Raw genomic sequence first — 19,714 nt, 5'->3', positions numbered from 1 at the left:
CCTCCTGGCCGACGACGGCGCCGGACCCATCGGCATCGAGACCGCCCGCCGCAAGGCCTACACCTCCGCCGTGACCGGGTTCAGCACCGCGGCGTTCGCCCACTTCGCCGCCAGCCCCCAGATGGCCGCCGCACCGCCCCACCTCATCGACCCCCACCTCCTGCCCGCCCCCGGCGGACAACCCATCACCCTCGACGACTCGGAAATCATCGGCGGCATCGGCATCGGCGGCGCCGACGGCGACACCGACGACCGCATCGCCGCCCTCGCCGTCAAGACCATCACCGACCTGCTCGCCTGACGCACTGTTTCAGGACCACTCCAGCCCGCACCGGCCCATGCCGACACGTCCCAGCGCGTGCCCCGGCTCCGGCTCCGGGCGAAGACAGGAGACTCTTTGATGATCAAACCTTGGCTCTTCGAGTTCTTCCGCGCCGTGCACGACCCGATCGGCCGTGACGACCCCGCCACCGTCCACGAGCAGTTCCGCCGCTACCTCGACCTGTGGACCGACGACGAGACACTCGGCTTCGAAGGCATCTTCTTCAGCGAACACCACTTCGGCCCCGGCTACAGCCCCTCCCCCAACCTCGTGATCGCCCACCTCGCCGCCCGCACCACCACCCTGCGCCTCGGCGTCCTCGGCTCGGTGTCGGCGTACGCCACCCCCTGGCGCGTCGCCGAAGAATTCGCCATGCTCGACCACCTCACCCAAGGACGCCTCGAAATGGGAGTCGTCAGCGGCATCCCACCCGAGCTCGCCGTCGTCGGCATCCCCCGCGAAAAAGCCGCCGAGGTACACGCCGAAACCCTCGACGTCCTCCTCGCCGCCATCGCCAAACCCGCCGTGTCACACCAGGGCAAGCACTACTCGCTCGACGACGTACGCATCACGCCGGCCTTCCTGCGTCCCTCCCCTCCGGTGTGGACCGCCTCGACGAGCGAGGCGTCGGCCCGCCGCGCCGGCTCCCTCGGACTCAAGATGTGCGGCGGCTTCGCCGACGTCGACAAGCTCGTCCCGGTCTACCAGGCCTACCAGGACGCCGCCCGCGAAGCGGGCATGCCCACCGGCCCCGACCAGGTCGGCATCCGCCGCGCGGTCATGATCGTCGAGGACGAGGCGGACCGCGACCGAGCCGGAGAACTCGGCCGGGAAGGCATCGAGACCCACATGCGCGTCAGTCTCGACAGCCTCAAGATCCCCGACGCCCCCCACATGCCCCTGTCCCCCGACGAACTCATCTACGGCACGCCCGCGCAGGTGGCCGACGAGATCATCCGCCAATGCCGGGCCCTCGGCGCCGGCAACTTCATAGCCAACTTCAACATCTTCGACCTCACCGAACTGCGCAAAGCCCACGAGCTCTTCGGCCGCGAGGTCACCCCCCGGCTCCGCGCAGCCCAGATCGGCTGAACGGCGACCCGCGCCTTCCCCGCCTTCGGCCTGACAGGAACGGACCCACGCGTACCGGGGTGCCGGGCCGGCAGCTCGCCTGGTGCTGACCGGGCGGCGGTTCCGTCGTCCCCGCCCCGAGGGCGTCGCAGATCTCTGCGACGCCCTCCTTCTCTGACCGGCCCCGGGCTGCAGTCTGGCTCCGCCGCGCGCAGCGGGTGACAAGAACCGAAGCTGCGCTCACACCCGCGGAAAGCACGGGAGGCGACGGCATCGTGTGCGGAGAGTTCGTGCGCGTCCAGGAGCTGCGCCGCTCAGCTGGAGCCGGCGTGCCGCACCAGGGCGTCGAACAGGCCCTGCTGGAAAGGATCCTCGTGCGCGGTGTCCTCCGGGTGCCACTGGACGGCCGTGAACCAGGCCCAGGCGCCGGGCAGTTCGAGAGCCTCGATGGTGCCGTCCTCAGCGGTGGCGGCGACGGTCAACCCGTCGGCCAGGCGCTCGACCTGCTGGTGGTGGAAGCAGGATGCCTCGATCTTGTCCGTGCCCGCCGCCTGCGCGACCGCTGTCCCGGGCCGGATTGTCACGGGGTGCAGCAGGTTGCGGTGCTCGCGGTCGGGGCCGCCCATGTCCTGGCGGAGACTGCCGCCCAGGGCGACGTTGACGACCTGCAGCCCGCGGCAGATGGCCAGCAGCGGGATACCCGCCTCCAGTGCGTGCCGGGCGGTCGCGATGTCGAAGGCGTCCTGGAGATCGTCCACGTCGTAGACGCTGGAGTGGGTCTCGGTGACGCCGTAGAGGTGCGGGGCGAGGTCGCCTCCGCCGGGCAGGAGGATGCCGTCGAACCGGGCGAACCGCGCGGCGACGTCCACCTCGGCCGGGTCGGCCGGATGGATGCTCACGGGCTCCCCGCCGGCGCGCCACACGGCCTCGATCAGGGCGCGTGCGCTGACCTCGGCGGCGTAGCGGAGTGCGGAGGCGGTGGCGGAGAAACGGGCGGGTACGGCGATGAGCGGTCGCCCCGACGTCCGGGTCACAGCTGGATCCAGGTGGTCTTGAGCTCGGTGTACTTGTCCAGGGCGTGGCCGGACTTGTCGCGCCCGTTCCCGGACTGCTTCACTCCTCCGAACGGGACCGTCAGATCCCCCTCCTCATAACAGTTGACCCAGACCGTCCCGGCCTTGAGTGCGCGCGAGACCCGGTGGGCGGTGTTCAGGTCGGAGGTCCACAGGCCGGCGGCGAGGCCGTACTCGGTGGCGTTGGCCAGGCGGACGGCCTCGTCGACGTCGTCGAAGGTCAGCACGGAGAGCACCGGGCCGAAGATCTCCTCCCGGGCCAGGCGGCTCGCGGGGTCGACGCGGTCGAAGACGGTCGGTTCGAGGTACGACCCTCCGGTGGCCGTCAGAACACGGGAGCCGCCGGTGCGCAGCCGGGAGCCCTGCTCCTGCCCGCCCGCGATGTGGCCGCGCACCCGCTCCAGGTGCGCCTCGTCCACCAGCGCGCCCATCTCGGTCTCCGGGTCGAGCGGGTCTCCGACCCGGAGCTCACGGGCACGCGCGACGATCGCCTCGGTGACCTCCTCGGCGACGGAGCTGTGGACGAGGAGCCGGGAGGGTGCCGTGCACATCTCACCCTGGTTGAAGAAAATGCCCCAGGCCGCAGTGGCGGCAGCCTTCGCCAGGTCGGGGGCGTCGGGGAGGACGATGTTCGGAGACTTGCCGCCGAGTTCGAGCCAGACGCGCTTGAGGTTGGAGTCGGCGGCGTAGTGCAGGAAGTAGCGGCCCACGGCGGTGGAGCCGGTGAACGCGAGGACGTCGACGTTTGGGTGGAGGCCGAGGGCGCGTCCGGCGGTGGGACCGTCGCCGGTGACGACGTTGAGGACGCCGGGCGGGAGGCCCGCCTCGGTGGCGACGCGGGCGAGGAGCAGCGCGGACAGGGGTGAGTTCTCGGACGGCTTGAGGACGACGGTGCAGCCCGCGGCGAGGGCGGGGGCGACTTTCCAGCCGGCCAGCGTCAGCGGGAAGTTCCACGGGACGACGGCGCCGACCACGCCCGCCGGTTCGCGGGTGACGAGGGCCAGGGCGTCGGGGGCGGTGTGCGGGGACTCGTCGGTGAGCTTGTCGGCCAGCTGCCCGTACCAGCGAAAGGTGTTGATGATCGCCCGGAGCTCGATCTGGTAGGCGTCGGTGATCGGCTTGCCCATCTCCAGGGTGACGGTGAGGGCGAGCCACTCGCGGTGTTCCTCCAGCAGGTCGGCGATCCGTACCAGCACCCGGCCGCGCTCGGCGGGGGCCAGCCGCGGCCACGGGCCGGAGTCGAACGCGCGCCGGGCGGCGGCGACCGCGAGGGCGACCTCGGCTTCTCCCGCGTCGGCGACGTGGGCCAGGACCTGTCCGTCACGGGGCGCGACGACGGCGAACGCGCCACCGCCACCGCTCTCCTCCCGGCCGTCGATGTGGTGCCGGGTGGGGAAGTCGAGTTCCTTGGCCCGGGTCAGCAGTTCCGCGTGGGTGATGTCGTGCATGAAGGTCTCCAACGGTTCGTCACTCGGCGCCTGAGGTCCCGGATTCGAGCAGCCGGCCGCCGTCCCAGACCACGCCGACCTGGCGGTAGTAGGCGGCGATCGGCTCGTGGATCTCCAGCCGCGCCAGTTCCTCGGTGGGCGCCTCGAACAGCTCCAGCTCGGCATCGCCGACCCACGGCTGACCGCCCTCGACGGAGGCCGCGCCGGACTCGATCAGCTCGTCGAGGGCGAGGCCCTTGCCCTTCTCGATCGACGGCAGCCAGCGGTGGTGGGCCATCGAGTGGGCGTTGACGAAGCCGTTGGTCTCGGACGGCCCCCGCAATGTCACGACGGCCTGGGCGAGGCGCCGGTCCGCGGCGGCCAGCGTCGCCCCGAACCTCGCTCCCGCCTCGATCCGCGGAGCGGGCCCGTACGGGTGGGGGCGGGTCTGGTGGATGGAGCCGAGCTTCTTCGGGTAACCCTGATGCAGCCCTCGCGCGATCGCGAAGTCCTTGTCGACCCAGATGTAGACGCACCGGGTGTAGGTCTGCCCTCGGTACTTGCAGCGGACGACCGCGAACGCCTCCTTGTACTGGGACAGCACCGGGTCCAGCAACTCGTCGCCGGAGGCGGCGCAGGACTGCCAGTCGGCCCAGATCAGCGCGACCGCGCCCGGTTCCTCGTCGGCCAACTCCAGCGGCTCGGGCAGCAGTTCCCGCACCCGCGCGGGGTCGGTGCGGTATTCGACGGTGAGCAGGTCACCGGAGTAGCGCCAGGGCGGGGAGGGGATCAGCGACGAGGTGCCGGTCGCGGTCTTGGGGTGGAAGTATCCACGGACGCTGGCCATGGGGTCACACTCCGGAGGGAGATCGGCGGTGACACCCGCCACCGGTGGAGGAAAGAGCTGTGGGAGAAGCGGCGCGCCGCAGCCGCACGGTGCCGGGGCGGGGCGAGCCGGCACCGGCACCGGCTCGCCGTCGGCGGGGAAGGCGAGCCCGTCTGCGGCGGTCAGGAGCGAGCAAGCTGTTCCAGACGCTGGTGCAGCTGTTCGACGTAGGTCTCGGACTCCGGCTTCATCAGCACGCTGCGCAGGATGCGCGCGCCGTCGGCGTCCGCGGTGATCTTCGGGTGGCGGGAGGTGAAGCGGTCGGCGCCCACCCGCAGGGTGCTGAGGAAGACCGGGTCCTGGCTGTCGGTCATGCCTTCCTGGAGGATCCGGTTGCTGACCACGTCGATCCGCGACAGCGTGAGCTCCTGGGTCACCGGGAAGTAGCCGACGATGTCGAGCTCCGGGGTCTGGAAGAGCTCCAGGTGCTCGGAGCCCTCGATCAGCTCGGCCCAGCGCAACGCAGCTCGTCGGCCGGCCGCCAGGACCTGGCCCAGCCCGTCGCGCGTGGGCGGCAGCAGCTGGAAGGTGAGCCACAACGCGGCGGCGGCCGCACCCGCGCGGGAACACTCCAGGCTGATCTCACCCAGGTGCAGTTCCTCGGAGGTGAAATAGGTGTACGGGGAGTCGTGGAGGTAGAAGCGGCCGACCTCGGGGTCCCGGAAGAGAACGGCTCCGCAGCCGTAGGGCTGGAGACCGTGCTTGTGCGGGTCCACCACGATGGAGTCGGCCTGGGCGACGGCTCGCCACGGCTCGGCGGGAAGGCCCTCGGGGCCGTCCGCACCGGCCAGCAGGGTGAAGAATCCGCCGTAGGCGCCGTCGACGTGGATGCGCACGCCGTAGCGTTCGCGCAGCGCCAGCGCCTCGTGGACCGGTTCGATCGCGCCGAGCCCGGTCGTCCCGGTGGTCAGCACCACCGTTCCGACCTGCCCGCCGCGCAGCAGTTCCTCCAGCGCGTCCATGTCCATGCGGCCGAGTCCGTCGGCGGGGACAGGGAAGCCTTCCATCCCCAGGACACCGCACATCCGGCCGTGCGTGTAGTGGGCCTCGGTGCTGTAGGCGACGCCCTTGCCGGGGTGCAGTTCGCGGGCGACGAAGAGGGCTTCGAGATTGGCGATGGTCCCGCTGGTGGTGAGGTGTCCCAGGTGCGTGTCGTAGCCGAACATGGTGGCCAGCTGCTGGACGACCTCGCGCTCCATCGCGGCGGTGGCCGGACCGCCGTCGAGGGCGTGGTTGTTGGGGTTGATCAGCATCGCGGTCATGTAGCCCACGACGGCTGCCGGGTGCGGCGGCTTGAGCATCTGACCCGCGTAGCGGGGGTGGAAGAAGGGGTAGTTGTCCTTGAGCCGTTCGGTGAAGGTCTCGAACGCGGCGGCGAACCGGGTGTCGTCCACGGCCAGCGCCGGGTGCGGTTCGTAGGGGCCGAAGGTCTTCGCCCAGTCGGTGTTCGACGCGACCGCCGCGGCGAGCCACTTGTTCAGATCCATGCCGTCACTTCTCCTTGTCTTGCATACCAACGTGGTGCCGGATCAGCGCTTCGGCGGGCGGATACCGCGGAACTCCCAGTCGCCGCCGAGGGCGGTGGAGAGCACTTCCTCGGACTCGGTGGGCTGGGCACCGACGTCGGTGCGGATCGCGGTGGGCCCGATGGCGATGTGGTTGGTGAGCCGGCCGAGTCCCTCGACCTCGACCTCGACGACGTCACCGGGCTGTACGGGACGGGAGTTGGCCGGGGTGCCGGACAGCAGGACGTCACCGGGGTAGAGGGTGATGGTGCGGGCGATGTCGGCGACGAGATAGTGCATGTCCCACTTCATCTCGTCGGTGGACCCGTCCTGGACGACCTCGCCGTTGACATACGTACGCAGGGTCTTGCCGTGGAAGTCCCAGTCGGTGACGAGCCCCGGGCCGAGCGGGCAGAGGGTGTCGGAGCCCTTGACGCGGAGCATGGAGCCGGCGTCGGTGTCCCGGAAGTCGTGCAGCCCGTAGTCGTTGGCGATGGTGTACCCGGCGATGTACTCCCCCGCCTGGGCAGGGGAGATGTTCCGCGTGGTCCGACCGATGACGATGGCGACCTCGCCCTCGTAGTTGAGCCACCTGCAGCCCTCGGGGCGCACGATCGCGCCCTTGTGGGAGTTGAGGGACGAGGTCGGCTTGTGGAAGTAGGTGGGCGTGTCCGGGAGCTGGATCTGGAACTCGTCCACGCGGCTGCGGTGGTTGAGGTGGACTGCGATCACCTTGGTCGGGACCACCGGGGGCAGGTGCTGCGCCTCCTCGGTCTTGACGCGGCGTCCGTCCCCGGCGACGAGTTCGTCCCGGTCGACGGTGACCTGGACGGCGGCGCCGTCCAGAAGGATGCGGCGGTATTCGGGCATGGCGGCCTTCCTAGCGGCGGTGGGGATGGCGGTGTGCGGCGGCTGCCACGGTCTCGTCCGGGCCGGTCCAGCCGTCGGCGGGCCGGTCGAACCAGAGATGGACCTGGCCGGTGCCCACGGAGTTCTCGTACTCGCCGTACTGGCGGGCCGGGGCGGTGCAGGCCTGCTCGCCGAGGGCGCCGGCCATCATCAGGTAGTGGAAGAACTTCGCCTCCGGCTTTACCTTCCAGAACTCGTCCATGGTGTCGAGGACCTTGTCGTGACGGCCCTCCTTGAACCAGGCGATCCGCTCGTGGTCCGCTTCCCGCGCCTCGGGGGTGCGGATGTGCACAGGGTCGCTGGCCTCGTGATCGCGGATCTCGCGCAGCGGCCAGAAGGTGTGCGAGAGGGCGCCCGAGGCGATCAGCAGCACCCGGCGGCCGGGGGTGGCGGCGATGCCGTCCGCGAGGGCGCGGCCGAGGCGCAGATGGTCTTCCATGTCCCCGGTCTGGCAGACCCCGATGGTCACCCACCGCTTGTCGGGCAGGCCCTCGCCGAGGTACTTCCAGAGGTTGATGGTGGCGTAGTAAACCGGCAGGTAGGCGTCCTCGATCGCGGTGATCCAGGTGCCGTGTTTGTCCGCGAACCGCTCGACGTTGCGGGCGAGTTCGGGGTCGCCAGGATAGTCGTACGGCATCCGGCACATGCCCCGCGGCAGTTCCTCGGAGGTGAACAGCCCGGCGCGGCGGTCCTGGGCGGTGACAACGAACTCGACGGTGGTCGCCCAGTGGGAGTCGAGGACGACGACGGTGTCGTAGTCGTCCCGCTCGAAGACGTCCCGGCGGAGCTGCTCCAGTCCCGTGACGAGGGTGATCTCCTTGCCCTCGTTGAGTTCGAGCCGGGTCTCTTCGGGCAGCACGATGGTGGGGACATGGGCGAGGAGGCCCGCCCCGACGATCTCACCCATGGTTCGTCCATCCGGTCGGCGCGGTGACGGTGTTCTTGAGGTCGCAGTAGAAGTCGAAGCTCCAGTTCCCGCCCTCGCGGCCGACACCCGACTGGCGGGAGCCGCCGAAGGGGGCCTGGAGGTCGCGGACGAAGAAGCAGTTGACCCAGACGGTGCCCGCGACGAGCTGCGCGGTGACCCGCTCGGCCCGCTCGGGGTCGCCGGTGGCGAGGGTCGCGGCGAGCCCGAACCGGGTGTCGTTGGCGAGGTGGACGGCCTCCTCCTCGGTGGCAAAGGTCTGGAGGGTCAGCACCGGGCCGAAGACCTCCTCCTGCACGACCTCGCTGTCCTGCGCGACATCGGTGAGGAGGGTCGGGGCGTAGTACTGTCCGTCGTTCCGATGTCCGCCGATGACGGCACGCGCCCCGGCGGCGAGCGCCCGCTGCACGAAGCCGTCGATCTTCTCCAGCTGACGGGGGTGGATGTTGGGCCCGATGTCGGTGGCCTCGTCGCGCGGGTCGCCCTGCTTCATGGCCGTGGCCTTCTCGACGAAACGGCGCGTGAACTCCTCGGCGACCGTCTCCTCGACCAGGAACCGGGAGGCCGCGAGACAGACCTGGCCGGCGTTGTCGTACTGCTCGACCGCCAGGTCCACGGCGAGGTCCAGGTCGGCGTCGGCGAAGACCAGCAGCGGTGACTTGCCGCCGAGTTCGAGGCTGAGCGGGGTGAGGTTGGCGGCGGCCGAGGCGGCGATGCGCCTGGCGGTCGGCACGGACCCGGTGAAGCTGATCCGGCGGACGTCGGGGTGCGAGGTGAGGGCGTCGCCGATCTCGGCCCCGTACCCCTGGACGACGTTGAGCACACCGGCCGGCAGCCCGGCCTCGGCGGCGATGTCGGCGAGGAGGGAGGCGGTGAGCGGGGACCACTCGGCGGGCTTGAGGACGACGGTGTTGCCGGCCGCGAGGGCCGGGGCGACCTTCCAGGTGGCCAGCATCAACGGGGCGTTCCACGGGGTGATCAGCACGGTCGGCCCGGCGGGGTCCCAGCTGACGTGGTTGCGGTGGCCGCGGGTCTCGAAGTCGTCGTGGTCGAGCTTCAGCAGCCAGTCCGCGAAGAACCGGAAGTTGTGCGCGACGCGCGGCATGACTCCGCGCCGGTGCGAGCGCAGGAGCGCGCCGTTGTCGGTGGTCTCGACGATCGCGAGCTCTTCGACGCGCTTCTCGACACCGTCGGCGACGGCGTGCAGGATCCGGGCGCGCTCGGCACGGGTGGTGGCGGCCCAGGCAGGGAAGGCCGCCCTGGCCGCGGCGACAGCTGCCCGCGCTTCGACGGGGCCGCCTCGGGCGATCTCGCCGAGGGGGCTGCCGTCGATGGGCGAGTGGTCGGTGAACGTTCCGGCCGAAGCGACACGTCGGCCGCCGATCCAGTGCCGGGTGTCGACGGAAACCCCGGAGATGACAGCGGCTTCGGTCTCGCGAGCCATGACCCTACCTCCGAATCATTTGACTCCAAATGAATAGCTCGGGAATCGGGGTCAGGTCAAGGGGTCCGACGATTCGCCCGGGATGGAGTGCGCACAGCGTCAACATGCGGCAGGACCGAAACCGACCGGGACGGCGCCTGCGGCACCCCGTCGTCGACGAAGGGTGCGGGCCGCCGTCGACGGCGGCCCGCCCCCGGGGCCAATCCGACTACGCCCGCGGGCGGCGACCTGAGCGCCTCGGGGGGAGGTTCTCGCCGTCGAGCAGTTCCCGCCTGCGTTGCTCGCCGTGCTCTTCGAGCCGGCTGACTATGGCACGCAGGCTGTCGGCGAGCTGCAGGCACTGGTCCGGGCTGAGCGAGGCGGAGACGAACGCCTCCTCCGCGTTGAACGCCGGAAAGAGCCCCTCCATGAGCCTCTCGCCTTCGGGGGTGAGTGCCAGCAGGACCCGGCGGCGATCCTCGGGGTGGGCGGAGCGGACCACGAGACCGCGCCCTTCGAGGGTGCGCGAGATCCCGGTCAGGGTGCCCTTGGAGATGCCCGCCTCCTCGGCCACCGACCACGTCTCCTGCTCGTCCCAGATCCACAGCACCCACAGCACGACAAACCCGGTCCACGTCAGCTCGTGCGGCCGCAGTACGGAATTCTCCAGGTGCTGCCGGACAGCCGCTGCGGCCCGGTGGACGTTGGCCACGGCAGCCATGGCCTCGCGCTGGAGGGTCAGACCGCCCAGTCGGCGCTGCACGGCCCGCTCGGTCTCGGCGATGGATCGATGGAGCGGGGGCATGATGCTCCTCCTGGGCGTCGGGGGGCGGCGCAGGCCGCCAGCCTGCTTGTTTGCCGCCAAATGTATCCCTGAGGCCCCGACCGCGGCGGCCCCGGCTCCGTCCGGAACCGCACGAATCCCCGCCGCCCCCCTGTGAGACACCCGCCCGAATTTCATCGTTTGGCATCAAATAATCTGCCGGATTGCCGAGCGGCCGCGCGAGGGCGCCCCATGCCGGGCGGGTGAATCCGGACAGAATGACATGTGTCGCCGCACCCCTGGAGTTTCCATGAGTCCCCAGACAGAGCCCCAGGTCCAAGAGGTGATGAAGGCGCTCGGCGCCCAGGGCATCGACGTCCTCCGTGTCGCCTACCCGGACCTCATGGGTTCCGACCGCAGCCGGGACATTCTGCTTCACCATCTGCCGCACGCGGCCGGGCACGGCCTCGCCTTCAGCCGCGCCATCTACCACACGGCCGCCCGAGGCGATCACTCCGACATCACCGGCGGCCTCGAAGCGGGCATGCCGGACATCGTGGTCCGCCCGGATCTGGACACCGTCGTCCCACTGCCGTGGGAGCCGAACGTTGCCTGGTGTATCGGGGACGTCCGCGACCCGGCCACCGGGCTGAGCGTGCCCGAGTCACCCAGGGACCTGCTGCGCCAGGTCCTGGCGTCCCTGGACGAGACGGGCGTGAGCGCACAGGTCGGGCCGGAACTGGAGTACGTCCTGCTCGAACGCGACACCGGCTCGGCCACCGGGTGGCGGCGCTACGCCTTCGACGCCACCCACGAGGCCCACGGCATGTCGGCCACCGCCCGGTACGCCCTGGCCGGTGTCCTCGCGCACGCGCCCGCGTTGTCCGCCCTGCTCAACCCCACCGTCAGCTCCTACAAGCGGTTCGGCCCGGACACCACGGCTCCCTGGTTGATCAACTGGGGTCTGGACAACCACAACGCCCTGGTCCGCATCCCGCCCGAGCGAGGTGCCGCCACCCGGCTGGAGGTCCGCCTCGGCGACGCCACGGCCAACCCCTACCTCGCCGTCGCCGGCCTCCTGGCCGCGATCCGGCTCGGCATCGGCGCCGCCTCGGAACCTCCCGCCCCGGCGACCGGCTACGCCGCCGGCACCACCACCGCCGCCTTGCTGCCCACCGACCTCGGCCAGGCCCTGGACGCCCTGGAAGCGGACGACGAGCTCACCGGCGCACTCGGCAAGCCCTTCGTCGACGCCTTTCTCACCTTCAGGCGGGACGAGCTCGCCAGGTTCCGGAAGTACGTCACCGACTGGGAGTTCCGGGAGTACGCCCAGATCAACTGACGGCCATCCCCCCGTTTCCCACGAGGCCGCCGTGCCCGGCGCGGCACGATGTCGCGCCGGGCCTGGCGGTCACGCGCTCTCGGGCCCGCGGAGGCCGGCCATGACCACGCTCCGCGTCACCGTCGGCAACGCGGACCGCGCGATGGTCGCTGACCGAGGGTCATCACCTGCCCGCCGGTTGCCGTTCCTTGTGGAAGCGGCCGTCCTTCATGATGTAGTTCAGCCTGTCGTGGTCCTGCAGGACGGTGATGTCGGCGAGGGGGTCGCCGTCGACCAGGATCAGGTCGGCGAGGTAGCCGGGCCGGACCTTGCCGAGTTCGTGGGAGCGGAGCATGATGTCGCCGCCCAGCGCGGTGGCCGACAGGATCGCCTCCATCGGGGTGAAGCCGAGGCGTTCGACGAAGTGCTGCAGGTCACGGGCATAGGTGCCGTGCGGTGTCCAAGCGAAGCCGTAGTCGCCGCCGGGCAGGATCCGGATGCCGCGGCGGCGCATCTCTCTCAGCCCCTCGACGGCGATCTCCAGTTCGCGCTTGTAACCGACGGCCTCGGCGGCCTCCTGGGGGAAACCGAACGATTCGGCCTCGTAGAGGGTGGCGATCAGCCAGTTGATACCGGGCGCGACGAACACCCAGTCCTTGTTCGCCTCCAGCAGGTCCATGCCCTCTTCGTCGGTGAAGCTGGCGTGGTAGATGATGTCGACGTGGTGACGCACGCACATCTTGACGCTCTCGGCGCTGCGCGCGTGGGCGCAGACGCGCTTGCCGCGACGGTGGGCCTCGGTGACGGCGGCGGCGACCTCCTCGTCGGAGAAGTAGGTGTCCTCGGCGCGCTGTGACCCGGTGATCTCCTCGCCGGTCATGGACAGCTTGATCTGGTCCACGCCCAGGTCGATCAGCTCCCGGACCGCCTTGCGCATGCCCTCGGGGCCGTCCGCGAACTTGGTGATCGACTTGATCAGCGCACCGCCGGTGACGGCGATCTCCGGACCGTTGGCCAGGTAGCGCGGGCCGGGGATGCGGCCGGCGTCGATCGCGTCGCGGCACACCACGTCCAGGCGGTCCTTGGCTGAGGCGGCGCCCACGCACATGGTGTAGCCGGAGTCGAGGTAGGTGCGAGCGGACTCGATGGAGAAGAGCAGGTGCTCCTCGACCGGCATGGTGCCCAGGCCGTCCAGGTCGGCGCTGTTGTTCCAGCTGAAGTGGGTGTGCGCGTCGCACAGCCCGGACATCAGGGTACGGCCGCGCCCCTCGATCACCCGTGCGTCCGCGGCGTGCGCGGGGTCGACCGTGCCCACGGCGGCGATGCGGTCGTGGTCGACGAGTACGTCGCCCGGATAGGGGGCGTCGCCGGTGGAGTCCAGGATCTTGACATCGCGGAAGAGGGTCTTGTGCGGTGGGATGGGCATGGCAGTGCTCCTGGTGACTTGTGACGACGGCACCCGAGGGGTGTCGAGCGCAGCTCAGAGGAATTTCAGGAGGTGTTCGGTGGTGCGGCGGGCGGCCTCCAGAGCCGTCCAGTGGCCGACGCCCGGGAGGATCGCCAGGGTGGCGTTGCCGTGGGCGGCAGCGAGTTCGACGCTGACCTCCGGGGGGCCCACCCGGTCCTGATCGCCGGTGACCAGCAGCAGCGGCAGCGCGGGATCGATCGGGCCGGGGGCGGTGGCGGCGGCCAGGGCCTCACAGTTACGGGCGTAGCCCTCGGCGTCCTGGCGCATGACGAGCTCACGGACGAAGGCGGCGACCTCCGGGCGATCGCTGCGGGTCGCCTCGGACAGGGCGCCCGCGACGACTCCGGGTGCCACCGCGGCGGTGCCCCGTTCGCGCAGCACGGCCGCGCGGTCGCGCTGGGCTTGTCGTACCGCTTCGCTCGGCACCCGTACGGCGCCGAGCAGCGCCAGCGCGGAGACCTTGCCGGGGTGGCGGGCGGCCAGGGCTCGGGCCGCCAGGGTGCCCGCCGAATGCCCGACGACCGCGGCCGAGGGCACGCCCAGTTCGTCGAGGATCGCGGCCAGGTCCTCGGCATGGCTCTCGATACTGATGTCCTCGGCGACGGGCGAGCGTCCCGCGCCGGCCGAATCGACCCGGATCACCTGGAAGCGCCCGGCCAAGGCGTCCGCCTGCATCTGATAGAAGTTCGACGTGCCGCCCAGGCCGTGCACCATCAGGACCGCCGGGCCCCGCCCGTCGACCTCGACCGCCAGCGTCCTGCCGTTGACGTTCACATTCGCCTCGCCGTTCATCGCTCTCCGCCGACGCGGTTGCGCAGGGTACCCAGCCCGGTGATCGTCACTTCGACGAGATCGCCGGTGGTCAGGAACCTGGGCGGGTCGAATCCGATCCCGACACCGGCCGGGGTGCCGGTGGCGATCAGGTCGCCGGGCAGCAGAGTGGTGCCTGCCGAGATCGTGGCGATCAGCTCCGGGATGTCGAAGATCAGGTCCTTGACCCGGGCGCTCTGCCGCAGCTCGCCGTTGACCGCGGTCTCGACCCGCAGGGCGGTCACGTCGGAGACCTCGTCCGCGGTGACCGCGTAGGGGCCCATCGGGCAGTGGGTGTCGAGCGATTTGCCCAGCAGCCACTGCTTGTGGTCGCGTTGCAGGTCACGGGCTGTCACGTCGTTGACGATCGTGTAGCCCCACACGTGGTCGAACGCACGCTCCCGGGAGATCCCCCGCCCGCCAGGACCGATGATCACAGCGAGCTCGCCCTCGTAGTCGAGTTCCGCGGTGACACCTGGGTGCGGATCGATTCCGGTGGATGGTCCGGTGACCGACGTCGTCGCCTTGCTGAAGACGATCGGTTTGTCGGGCAGAGCCTCCGAGCGGCTCGGGGTGTCGTAGCCACTGCGCCCGAACTCCACGGCGTGGTCACGGTAGTTCTTGCCGACGCAGAACAGGTTGCGACGGGGGACGGGGATCGGCGCCAGCAGTCGCACCGAGTCCAGGGGCAGCGCGGCCTGATCGCCGGCCGCGTCCCTCAGCACCGGACCCAACTCGTGCCACCCCTCGATCAGCTCCAGCATCCCGGTACCGGGCGGGAGCAGAGCGGTGGCGTCATGGACGACCCGGCGTTCGCTGTCGAGGACGCCCACACGCCGTTCGGCCTCGGTGGAGTCCGGAGAGGAGAGGGTCACCAGCTTCACGGCACAACCAATCATTACCAATCGGACCAATATTGCGCCGCCACTGTACGGCTCGCGAATTGCAGCTGTCCATGAGTCCGTCAACGGATTCTTCGGCAGAAAAATTGGTCTCGATTGGTCCGCTGGTTAGCATGATGCGGTGATGAGTGTCGAGTACTCGCTGCGGACTCTCGTGCGTGACGGGCTGCGCAGCGGCACCCTGGGGCCTGGTGCCCAGCTGCCCACCGAGCGCACCCTGGTCGAACGCTTCGCCGCACCCCGCAGCGCCGTGCGCCGCGCGCTGGACGTGCTGGAGCAGGAGGGCCTGGTCGTCCGGCACGTGGGACGCGGCACCTTCCTCACCGAGGCCGCCGTCCCGCCCGCCGACGTGGCACCGGCCGACACCAGCCCTGCCGAGATCATGCAGGTCCGGCTGCTGATCGAGCCGCCGGTCGCCGCCCTGGCCGCCGGCATCGCGACCCAGGCCGACCTCGATCGCATCGCGGTCTGTCTCGACCGTGGCGGCCGAAGCGACGATCACGGGGAATTCGAGAGCTGGGACACCCGGCTCCACCACGCCATCGCGCAGGCGGCCCACAACAGCCTCCTGATAAGCATGTTCGACGTCATGAACACGGCCCGCGCCCTGCCGATCTGGGGCAGCCTCAAACGCCGCACGTCCACCCCCGAGCGACTGCGCTGTTACCACGCGGAGCACACCGCGGTTGTCGAGGCCCTGCGCGACCGCGACTCCGAAAGCGCCCAGGACGCCATGCGTCGCCATCTGATGCACGTCGCGGACAACCTTCTGGGCCGCCATTGACCACCCTGTACGTATCGGTGGACGGACAGCCGGTTCGGCCGCCGGTCGGACGCGGGGCCGACGGCGGCCTCCACGTTCGTTGTCGAGCAGCGGTCCCCGGGTGCCGGCGGGACCGGCTTCCGCGAGGAATCCGGACTGCGGGCGGTCGACGCCCGTCAGGCCGCACGCCGGAAGCGGTGTTCCGACGCCGCCCCACCCCTGGCGAGAGAGCGGCGTCGTGCGCGGGGAGAACTCTCCGCGCCGTCTGTGACGAGGCCCTGCCGTAGGGGTGGGACGTCGACCGGTCCGAAGGCTACGCGTCCTGGGCAGGCGGGCCGAGGAGGTCCGAGTCCATCGGCGTCTTCTCGCCGGTGTCGAGCGCGGTGATCGCGTGGACCTCGTCGTCGGAGAGGGTGAAGTCGAAGACCTGAAGGTTCTGGGTGATCCGTTCGGGCGAGGCGGACTTCGGTGTGACGGACAGACCGAGTTGGAGGTGCCAGCGCAGGATCACCTGTCCGACCGTCCGGCTGTGCGCACGCGCGATCTGGGTGAGGACGTCCGAGCGGAGAAGATCGGTGCCCGGGCCCAGCGGGCTCCAGGACTGCGTGAGGATTCCGTTCTCCTGGTGATACACCCGCTCCGCGGCCCTGTTCGTCAGAGGGTTGAGCTCGATCTGGTTGACCGCGGGTACGACGCCGGTCTCCTCGATGAGCCGGTCCAGATGCGCCCGCTTGAAGTTGGACACTCCGATGGCACGGACGCGCCCCTCCTGCTGCAGCTCCACCAGCGTCCGCCAGGTCTCGACATACAGGTCGAGCATCGGAAGAGGCCAGTGGATGAGGTAGAGGTCGAGCTGGTCCAGGCCGAGTTCGGACAGGGACCGGTCGAACGCTCGTAGCGTCTCCTCGCGGCCGTGGTAGGAGTTGCCCAGCTTCGTGGTCACGAACACGTCGCTTCGCGCCACGCCGGAGCTTCGCAGGCCGCGCCCGACCTCACGTTCGTTCTCGTATGCGGATGCCGTGTCCACCAGGCGGTACCCCTGGGTCAGGGCGTAACGGACGGCTTCCTCGGCTTCGTCTCCCTTCATCGGCCAGGTACCCAGGCCGATCGAAGGGATCTCCACGTCTTTTCCGATCGGGTAGGCGGTGCTCGTGGCGGTGCTCATCAGGGCCTCTCGTCGCAAAGTCCAGCGCTTATTCGGATACCGAATAGGAGATGATCTCCAGATCGTTCCCCTCGTTGTCATGGAAGTGCGCGTTGGTGAACCCGAGGTCCGGCCAGTGTTTCGGCCCGGTGTTGAACTCCACCCCCCGGGCACGGAGCCTGTGGTACGCCGCTTCGCAGTCGGCCACCTGGAAGCAGAGGTGCCCGAATCCACGGAGCGTCAGGGCTTCGACATGTGGTCGCCAACTGCGGGGGTGCGGCTCGGATTCGGGGAGTTCGACCAGTTCGAGCGTCATACCGGCGACACGCATCATCAGGACGCGTGCGCCCAGACTCGGGACCGTGAACTGCTCGGCAGGCTCGAAGCCCAGGTATTCCTGGTACCAGTCCGCTGTGCCCTGGAGATCGGCCACGTGCAGACCGACATGACCCAACCCGTTCAACGGCTCCGGAACCGGCCCGTCGACGGAAGTATCGGAGGGCAGGTGTACGGGGGTGTCGTCCTTCGCAGATGGCACGGGCTTCCTTTCGGTGATGACAAGGGTTGATGAGGTGCCTCACCCACAGCCGAGGTTGCAGGGTCGTGGCCTCGGCCGGCCGGACGGGAGCGTGGTACGCGTCGGTTCCGGGGATTCACCGCGCATGCCATGAGGTCGGCGTTCTGCCAGGTGGGGGGGAGGCCTTCGTTCATCGACCGCCGCTTCGCTGGGGTCCGGTGGGCGAGTTCCGCAGGTGCCAGACCATCCCGCCGGCGAGTGATCAGGAGGACGGAGAAGGAGTCCGGAGCTTTGCGACCCCGGCGAGGACAACCGCTTCGGGTTCGTGGACCACCTCACCCCATCTCGTTTGGCCCCAAATAAGTAGCAGGGCCGCATCACGGGGTCAAGAGAGTTGGTTCCGCGATTTGTTTAGAGCCAAACGTTCAGGCGTATCACCCACGTGCCGGCGGACCCTGGCCGCCGCCGGGGCAGGACGGCGCCCGCGCCACTTCCGACACGGGTCCGGCGTGCGAGCGGCTCGCCGCCTTCGACACGGCATGCGACCGCACGATTCCGTACCACCCTCTTGCGGGCACCTCACCGCATCCGTATCGTTCGGGTCCAAATTATTGCCCCGTGCCCGCCTTGAGGCCGTCCCGCCCCCCACCGACCTCGGCCAGGCCCGTCCCGCCCTGAAGTCCGACGCCCAGCTCACCGACGTCCTCGGCCAACCCTCCGTCGACGCCCTCCTCGCCTGCGAGCGAGGCGAACCCACCCGGTTCCACAAGTACGTCACTCACCGGGCGTTCCACGAGTACGCCATCGACGGGCAACCACCCGCCTCCACTCTTCAGCCACCTGCTCGTCGTGCCCTGATTCCGTCCGTCCGGCCGCCCGGCCGACGCCGCCGGGGCGCGGGACCGTGCGTCGCCCCTCCATCAGCTCGCCCTTTTGCGAAGGAGCCACCCCATGGCATTCCGCAAGACGACCGACAGCAGCACACCCCCTCGGGCAGACCTGCCGCGAAGTGACGGTTCAGAACCCGGCGCCGCCGCCCTGGGCACCGGGCTCAAGCAGCGCCACGTCACCATGCTGGCGATCAGCGGCGTCATCGGCGCCGGCCTCTTCCTCGGCGCGGGAGCGGGCATCCTCGCCGCCGGGCCCGGCATTCTCGTCTCCTACTGCCTGGCCGGCCTGCTCATGGTCCTCGTCATGCGCATGCTCGCCGAAATGGCGGTCGACCAGCCCAGCAGCGGGTCCTTCTCCGTCTACGCCGAGAAGGCCTTCGGACGCTGGGCGGGCTTCACCATAGGCTGGCTGTACTGGTCCGGGCTCGTGGTCGTGGTCGCGGCCGAGGCGACGGGAGCGGGTGCCATCGCCCACAGCTGGCTGCCGGGTGTTCCCCAGTGGGTCTTCGTCCTGGCCTCCATGGCCGCCCTCACCGTCGTCAACCTCTTCGACGTCGGGCGCTTCGGCGAGTTCGAGTTCTGGTTCGGCGCCGTCAAGGTCACCGCCGTCGTCGCCTTCCTCGTTCTCGGTACCCTCGCCGTCTTCGGCCTGCTGCCCGACACCCACGCCGTGGGCCTGACCAACCTCACCGGCCACGGCGGCTTCTTCCCGAACGGCGTCAGCGGCGTGATGAGCGGCCTGCTCGCCGTCGTCTTCGCCTTCGGCGGCGTGGAACTGGTCACCATCGCGGCGGCCGAGTCCGCCAACCCCGCCGAAGCCCTCCGCAGGACCACCCGCACGGTCGTCGCCCGCCTGCTGCTGTTCTACATCGGCTCCGTGGCCCTCATGGTGCTGCTGCTGCCCTGGAACTCCGCGTCCGCCACCACCAGCCCCTTCGTCGCCGTCCTGGACCGCATCGGCATCCCGGCTGCCGCGCAGCTGATGAACGTCGTGGTGCTCACTTCCCTGCTCTCCGCGCTCAACTCCAACCTCTACGGCGCCTCCCGCATGGGCTTCTCCCTGGCCCAGCGCGGCGAGGCTCCCCGCGGCCTCCTGCACGTCTCCGCCGCCGGCGTACCCCGCCGCGCCGTCATCGCCTCCGTCGCTTTCGGCTTCATCGCCGTCATCCTCAACATCTTCGCCCCCGACCGCGTCCTGCCCTTCCTGCTCAACACGTTGGGAGCCATGGTCCTGGTGATCTGGATGGCCATCGCGCTGTCCCAGCTCCGTCTGCGCCACATCGCGAACCGCACCCCCGGCCGGACACCGGCCGTGCGCATGTGGGGCCACCCGTGGCTGGGCTGGACAGCCGTGGCCGGCATGGCCGGGGTCCTCGCCTTGATGAGCACCGACGACGATGCGCGTTCCCAGCTGATCTCCACCGCCACCCTCACCGCGCTCATCGTTCTCGCGGCGGTCATTCGCAGCAAACTCACGAAGAGCGAGTCACAGGCGTAGGGCACTCCGGCAGCTGCACCGGACGCCCGGCGAAACCCGGGCGTCCGGCCCAGGCGCGAAGAGTGCCGACGCCCTTCGAGCGGACGACCACGTGAGT

19 protein-coding genes are annotated in these 19,714 nt (G+C 70.0%); 5 read left to right on the top strand and 14 right to left on the bottom strand.

Annotated features, from left to right (window positions below; genetic code table 11):
• Together ACFWPS_RS48325 and ACFWPS_RS48320 are read left to right on the top strand one after the other, a co-directional pair.
• Positions 1 to 301 (top strand): heme-binding protein (locus ACFWPS_RS48325; protein ID WP_383719219.1); only part of this gene is annotated, 301 nt, incomplete at its 5' end.
• A 99-nt stretch (positions 302 to 400) separates the two neighbouring features.
• A complete protein-coding gene (locus ACFWPS_RS48320; protein WP_383719216.1) occupies positions 401 to 1,414 on the top strand; it encodes an LLM class flavin-dependent oxidoreductase in 1,014 nt (337 codons plus the stop codon).
• Positions 1,415 to 1,707: 293 nt separating this feature from the next.
• Here the strand turns inward: ACFWPS_RS48320 and ACFWPS_RS48315 are convergent, their stop codons facing one another.
• From ACFWPS_RS48315 to ACFWPS_RS48280, 8 genes are all read right to left on the bottom strand, one after another.
• Complete coding sequence (locus ACFWPS_RS48315; RefSeq protein WP_383719213.1) at positions 1,708 to 2,427, bottom strand: gamma-glutamyl-gamma-aminobutyrate hydrolase family protein; 720 nt, start codon at positions 2,425 to 2,427, stop codon at positions 1,708 to 1,710.
• Positions 2,424 to 3,914, bottom strand: coding sequence for an aldehyde dehydrogenase (locus tag ACFWPS_RS48310; RefSeq protein ID WP_383719210.1), 1,491 nt, complete (start codon positions 3,912 to 3,914; stop codon positions 2,424 to 2,426). Before ACFWPS_RS48310 ends, ACFWPS_RS48315 begins: the two co-directional genes overlap by 4 nt.
• Positions 3,915 to 3,933: 19 nt before the next feature.
• Positions 3,934 to 4,740: an acetoacetate decarboxylase family protein gene (locus tag ACFWPS_RS48305; RefSeq protein ID WP_383719207.1), complete on the bottom strand. Its 807-nt coding sequence runs from the start codon at positions 4,738 to 4,740 to the stop codon at positions 3,934 to 3,936.
• Positions 4,741 to 4,901: 161 nt separating this feature from the next.
• Complete coding sequence (locus ACFWPS_RS48300; RefSeq protein ID WP_383719205.1) at positions 4,902 to 6,266, bottom strand: pyridoxal phosphate-dependent decarboxylase family protein; 1,365 nt, start codon at positions 6,264 to 6,266, stop codon at positions 4,902 to 4,904.
• 42 nt (positions 6,267 to 6,308) lie between these two features.
• Positions 6,309 to 7,154 (bottom strand): fumarylacetoacetate hydrolase family protein, encoded by an 846-nt coding sequence (locus ACFWPS_RS48295; RefSeq protein WP_383719202.1) that lies wholly within the window; start codon positions 7,152 to 7,154, stop codon positions 6,309 to 6,311.
• A gap of 10 nt (positions 7,155 to 7,164) precedes the next feature.
• Positions 7,165 to 8,100, bottom strand: coding sequence for a 3,4-dihydroxyphenylacetate 2,3-dioxygenase (locus ACFWPS_RS48290; protein ID WP_383719199.1), 936 nt, complete (start codon positions 8,098 to 8,100; stop codon positions 7,165 to 7,167).
• Positions 8,093 to 9,562, bottom strand: a complete 1,470-nt coding sequence (locus ACFWPS_RS48285) for an aldehyde dehydrogenase (RefSeq protein WP_383719196.1) — start codon at positions 9,560 to 9,562, stop codon at positions 8,093 to 8,095. Before ACFWPS_RS48285 ends, ACFWPS_RS48290 begins: the two co-directional genes overlap by 8 nt.
• A gap of 208 nt (positions 9,563 to 9,770) precedes the next feature.
• The gene (locus ACFWPS_RS48280) at positions 9,771 to 10,346 is read right to left on the bottom strand and encodes a MarR family winged helix-turn-helix transcriptional regulator (RefSeq protein WP_383719193.1); all 576 of its coding nucleotides are present in this window, start codon (positions 10,344 to 10,346) and stop codon (positions 9,771 to 9,773) included.
• A 268-nt stretch (positions 10,347 to 10,614) separates the two neighbouring features.
• On the opposite strand from ACFWPS_RS48280, the gene ACFWPS_RS48275 reads away from it, so the two are divergent.
• Positions 10,615 to 11,646 carry a glutamine synthetase gene (locus tag ACFWPS_RS48275; protein ID WP_383719190.1) on the top strand — a complete coding sequence of 344 codons (1,032 nt, stop codon included), beginning with the start codon at positions 10,615 to 10,617 and terminating at the stop codon, positions 11,644 to 11,646.
• A gap of 163 nt (positions 11,647 to 11,809) precedes the next feature.
• Here the strand turns inward: ACFWPS_RS48275 and ACFWPS_RS48270 are convergent, their stop codons facing one another.
• Genes ACFWPS_RS48270 through ACFWPS_RS48260 form a run of 3 tightly spaced genes read right to left on the bottom strand, consistent with a single transcriptional unit; the run spans position 11,810 to position 14,787 of the window.
• A complete protein-coding gene (locus ACFWPS_RS48270; RefSeq protein ID WP_383719187.1) occupies positions 11,810 to 13,051 on the bottom strand; it encodes an amidohydrolase family protein in 1,242 nt (413 codons plus the stop codon).
• 54 nt (positions 13,052 to 13,105) lie between these two features.
• Positions 13,106 to 13,885: an alpha/beta fold hydrolase gene (locus ACFWPS_RS48265; protein ID WP_383719184.1), complete on the bottom strand. Its 780-nt coding sequence runs from the start codon at positions 13,883 to 13,885 to the stop codon at positions 13,106 to 13,108.
• On the bottom strand, positions 13,882 to 14,787 hold the full coding sequence (locus ACFWPS_RS48260) for a fumarylacetoacetate hydrolase family protein (RefSeq protein WP_383719181.1): 906 nt from the start codon (positions 14,785 to 14,787) through the stop codon (positions 13,882 to 13,884). Before ACFWPS_RS48260 ends, ACFWPS_RS48265 begins: the two co-directional genes overlap by 4 nt.
• Positions 14,788 to 14,929: 142 nt before the next feature.
• Between ACFWPS_RS48260 and ACFWPS_RS48255 the strand changes: the two genes are divergently transcribed.
• A complete protein-coding gene (locus tag ACFWPS_RS48255; RefSeq protein WP_383719179.1) occupies positions 14,930 to 15,589 on the top strand; it encodes a FadR/GntR family transcriptional regulator in 660 nt (219 codons plus the stop codon).
• Between the two features lie 292 nt (positions 15,590 to 15,881).
• On the opposite strand, the gene ACFWPS_RS48250 is transcribed toward ACFWPS_RS48255, so the two are convergent.
• From ACFWPS_RS48250 to ACFWPS_RS48240, 3 genes are all read right to left on the bottom strand, one after another.
• Entirely contained in the window at positions 15,882 to 16,733 is an 852-nt protein-coding gene (locus tag ACFWPS_RS48250) for an aldo/keto reductase (RefSeq protein ID WP_383719176.1), read from the bottom strand.
• A gap of 28 nt (positions 16,734 to 16,761) precedes the next feature.
• Positions 16,762 to 17,250, bottom strand: a complete 489-nt coding sequence (locus tag ACFWPS_RS48245; protein ID WP_383719173.1) for a VOC family protein — start codon at positions 17,248 to 17,250, stop codon at positions 16,762 to 16,764.
• Positions 17,251 to 17,837: 587 nt separating this feature from the next.
• Entirely contained in the window at positions 17,838 to 18,011 is a 174-nt protein-coding gene (locus tag ACFWPS_RS48240) for a hypothetical protein (RefSeq protein WP_383719171.1), read from the bottom strand.
• Positions 18,012 to 18,180: 169 nt separating this feature from the next.
• On the opposite strand from ACFWPS_RS48240, the gene ACFWPS_RS48235 reads away from it, so the two are divergent.
• Positions 18,181 to 19,617, top strand: a complete 1,437-nt coding sequence (locus tag ACFWPS_RS48235; protein ID WP_383719168.1) for an amino acid permease — start codon at positions 18,181 to 18,183, stop codon at positions 19,615 to 19,617.
• Positions 19,618 to 19,714 lie beyond the last annotated feature (97 nt).

The sequence above is a fragment of the Streptomyces sp. NPDC058457 genome (genome assembly GCF_042720695.1).
Classification (GTDB): Bacteria; Actinomycetota; Actinomycetes; order Streptomycetales; family Streptomycetaceae; genus Streptomyces.
Note: the sequence above shows the minus strand (reverse complement) of the source record. Positions and strands in the feature narration are given on the sequence as shown.

What these genes read in the sequence shown, in the direction of transcription:
- ACFWPS_RS48275 (WP_383719190.1), top strand. Translation starts at nt 10,615, where the DNA reads ATGAGTCCCCAGACAGAGCCCCAGGTCCAAGAGGTGATGAAGGCGCTC.
- ACFWPS_RS48290 (WP_383719199.1), bottom strand. Translation starts at nt 8,100, where the DNA reads ATGGGTGAGATCGTCGGGGCGGGCCTCCTCGCCCATGTCCCCACCATC.
- ACFWPS_RS48320 (WP_383719216.1), top strand. Translation starts at nt 401, where the DNA reads ATGATCAAACCTTGGCTCTTCGAGTTCTTCCGCGCCGTGCACGACCCG.
- ACFWPS_RS48300 (WP_383719205.1), bottom strand. Translation starts at nt 6,266, where the DNA reads ATGGATCTGAACAAGTGGCTCGCCGCGGCGGTCGCGTCGAACACCGAC.
- ACFWPS_RS48235 (WP_383719168.1), top strand. Translation starts at nt 18,181, where the DNA reads ATGGCATTCCGCAAGACGACCGACAGCAGCACACCCCCTCGGGCAGAC.
- ACFWPS_RS48270 (WP_383719187.1), bottom strand. Translation starts at nt 13,051, where the DNA reads ATGCCCATCCCACCGCACAAGACCCTCTTCCGCGATGTCAAGATCCTG.
- ACFWPS_RS48265 (WP_383719184.1), bottom strand. Translation starts at nt 13,885, where the DNA reads ATGAACGGCGAGGCGAATGTGAACGTCAACGGCAGGACGCTGGCGGTC.
- ACFWPS_RS48280 (WP_383719193.1), bottom strand. Translation starts at nt 10,346, where the DNA reads ATGCCCCCGCTCCATCGATCCATCGCCGAGACCGAGCGGGCCGTGCAG.
- ACFWPS_RS48310 (WP_383719210.1), bottom strand. Translation starts at nt 3,914, where the DNA reads ATGCACGACATCACCCACGCGGAACTGCTGACCCGGGCCAAGGAACTC.
- ACFWPS_RS48285 (WP_383719196.1), bottom strand. Translation starts at nt 9,562, where the DNA reads ATGGCTCGCGAGACCGAAGCCGCTGTCATCTCCGGGGTTTCCGTCGAC.
- ACFWPS_RS48255 (WP_383719179.1), top strand. Translation starts at nt 14,930, where the DNA reads ATGAGTGTCGAGTACTCGCTGCGGACTCTCGTGCGTGACGGGCTGCGC.
- ACFWPS_RS48305 (WP_383719207.1), bottom strand. Translation starts at nt 4,740, where the DNA reads ATGGCCAGCGTCCGTGGATACTTCCACCCCAAGACCGCGACCGGCACC.
- ACFWPS_RS48250 (WP_383719176.1), bottom strand. Translation starts at nt 16,733, where the DNA reads ATGAGCACCGCCACGAGCACCGCCTACCCGATCGGAAAAGACGTGGAG.
- ACFWPS_RS48295 (WP_383719202.1), bottom strand. Translation starts at nt 7,154, where the DNA reads ATGCCCGAATACCGCCGCATCCTTCTGGACGGCGCCGCCGTCCAGGTC.